The sequence below is a fragment of the Moorena sp. SIO4E2 genome, assembly GCF_010671945.1.
Classification (GTDB): Bacteria; Cyanobacteriota; Cyanobacteriia; order Cyanobacteriales; family Coleofasciculaceae; genus Moorena; species Moorena producens.
This window is the reverse complement of the sequence record NZ_JAAHIE010001060.1, coordinates 1-1,817: the sequence shown is the minus strand read 5'-3', so window position 1 is coordinate 1,817 and position 1,817 is coordinate 1. Positions and strand designations below refer to the sequence as shown.

General features: G+C 45.0%; 4 protein-coding genes. 2 read left to right on the top strand and 2 right to left on the bottom strand.

All coding sequences use genetic code 11. The features are described 5' to 3' along the window. Nucleotides 1–34: 34 nt before the first annotated feature. Entirely contained in the window at nt 35–346 is a 312-nt protein-coding gene (locus F6K37_RS40615; protein WP_287255690.1) for a CU044_2847 family protein, read from the bottom strand. A 475-nt stretch (nt 347–821) separates the two neighbouring features. Here F6K37_RS40615 and F6K37_RS40610 point away from each other — a divergent pair, with 475 nt between their 5' ends. Both F6K37_RS40610 and F6K37_RS40605 read left to right on the top strand, forming a co-directional pair. Further along, nucleotides 822–1,022: a hypothetical protein gene (locus F6K37_RS40610; RefSeq protein ID WP_287256965.1), complete on the top strand. Its 201-nt coding sequence runs from the start codon at nt 822–824 to the stop codon at nt 1,020–1,022. Between the two features lie 95 nt (nt 1,023–1,117). Continuing rightward, nucleotides 1,118–1,252, top strand: a complete 135-nt coding sequence (locus F6K37_RS40605) for a hypothetical protein (RefSeq protein ID WP_287256963.1) — start codon at nt 1,118–1,120, stop codon at nt 1,250–1,252. Here the strand turns inward: F6K37_RS40605 and F6K37_RS40600 are convergent. Further along, the gene (locus tag F6K37_RS40600; RefSeq protein ID WP_287256961.1) at nt 1,249–1,548 is read right to left on the bottom strand and encodes a putative quinol monooxygenase; all 300 of its coding nucleotides are present in this window, start codon (nt 1,546–1,548) and stop codon (nt 1,249–1,251) included. The genes F6K37_RS40605 and F6K37_RS40600 overlap by 4 nt on opposite strands. Nucleotides 1,549–1,817: the final 269 nt, after the last annotated feature.

Here is a 1,817-nt window from a genome sequence, read left to right as displayed (position 1 = left end):
CCGATTCCTGTAGTTCTTCTGGGGTCATTTTTAATTAATCTTTTGGTTTCAGTACCAGTTTCACTTTCAGGTTAGCATTTGCCGCTGACCTAGTAATATATAAATTTCCTTCTCCTTCAAAACTAAACCCCAATTCTACCTCAGCCTTCTCAATATCCATCTCCTTATTCAGCTCTTTCCAAGTCTGAGCAATGGGCTTGCATGTCTTTACCAACAACGGTCGAATCTTATCGAAAGTAGAACTAACTTTATCAGCAAAACCACCAGAGATAGCTTGGACTTGATTACCTGGTACTTCTACTTCTACTAAAGTGCCATCGTCTAATTCAATCAGCTTAGTTGCCATTACAATTTGCTACGTTAAGTTTATATAAGTTAAGTTATCAGCTTAAGCGCTACGCGCACGCGTGCGCGTTCAGCTTTCAGCTATTATCTATCATATACAGCGGTTTGCAATTCAATTAGGTACAAAGTTTTGGGATTTTAGGGAGCAGGGAGCAGGGAGCACAGAAGAGGGAAGAGGGAAAATAATGTGTACCTCATAGCTACGAGAAACGCTATATATCGTCTAACGGGCTGACAACCAGCATTATTCGTCTTACTAGATCAACGGATCTGGGGAGATGGGTATGCCTGGATTTACCCATCTCCCGACTCCCAAACAAATTTGTTACAAAAGTTTTTAAAATATGTTATAATAAAAGATTATTTTGTGTTATTATAAAAATGTGGTCGTTAAACGTCCACGGGAAGAGCCAGCCCACAGATTTTCCCGGGTCTCCGGCTGGCTCTTGGTCCCCATCTAAGGAGATACATCAATTATGTCCTATTCTGAACGGCTTCATCCGTGGGTGATAGTCCGCCTATTGCCAAAGATGCAACGAGTGATTGTGGCTCGGTTCCGTAAGCGATCCGATGCCGAAGGTCACTTGCAGGCACTGAAACGACTGATGCCCGATGCTGAATTTATTATTATTTTTGATTTAGGGAAGCCGATGGAACCAGACTCTGAAGACTCTTAGGGATTTGGGTGATTCGTGATTCCATAGCGCTGCACCCAAGGGAGTAGGGAGTAGGCGTCGGGAAATGAAACGGGCAAGATGCCCGTTCCACCAACATGCCCGTTCCAACAACATGCCCGTTCCACCAACATGCCCGTTCCACCAACATGCCCGTTCCACCCACCGGGTCAAAGTCAAACTACTCTTCCCGATTCCCGATTCCCGATTCCCTGGGCGCAGCGCTATATTAAAGGATTTTGTTGTAGCGGCGGATATCTGGTGTATCAGCCACTAAGCCATCAAGTTGGTTGATGGCAACTTGGAGATGCTCACTGACCAGATGAGTATCGAGTGCTTCTGGTGTTGCCCACTCTTCCACAAAGGTAAAATCTGTTGGTTTTGTCCGATTTTGAAGTAATTCGTATTTCAAGCAACCTTCTTCTGCTCTTGTGGGTTCAATCAATGCGCTCAGGACAGCTTTGAGTTCCTCAACTTTATCTGGGAGGGCTACAAGACGGGCAACAACATGCAAGCTAGAGTTAGACATATAACAAAGGGAGTAGGGAGTAGGGAGTAGGGAGTAGGGAGTAGGGAGTAGGGAGTAGGGAGCGGTGCGACCCGTGGCGAATTTAATTACGGGTCAAGCGCACCGTACGGAATAGGGAACAAAAATTATCACAATTCATTTGGGTGTGGCTCTTTTGGAAAGACGTTTGGTCAGGTTTAGAGAGGTATCGGAAGAGTAGGAGGAGCAGTAATAGAGCAACGAGCTTGAATTAGTCGTTTCATCAAAGGAAGGCCATCTTTGTACAAAGA

Excerpts from the sequence above, each read along its gene's own strand:
- F6K37_RS40610 (WP_287256965.1), top strand. The coding sequence starts at position 822 with ATGTCCTATTCTGAACGGCTTCATCCGTGGGTGATAGTCCGCCTATTG.
- F6K37_RS40615 (WP_287255690.1), bottom strand. The coding sequence starts at position 346 with ATGGCAACTAAGCTGATTGAATTAGACGATGGCACTTTAGTAGAAGTA.
- F6K37_RS40605 (WP_287256963.1), top strand. The coding sequence starts at position 1,118 with ATGCCCGTTCCAACAACATGCCCGTTCCACCAACATGCCCGTTCCACC.
- F6K37_RS40600 (WP_287256961.1), bottom strand. The coding sequence starts at position 1,548 with ATGTCTAACTCTAGCTTGCATGTTGTTGCCCGTCTTGTAGCCCTCCCA.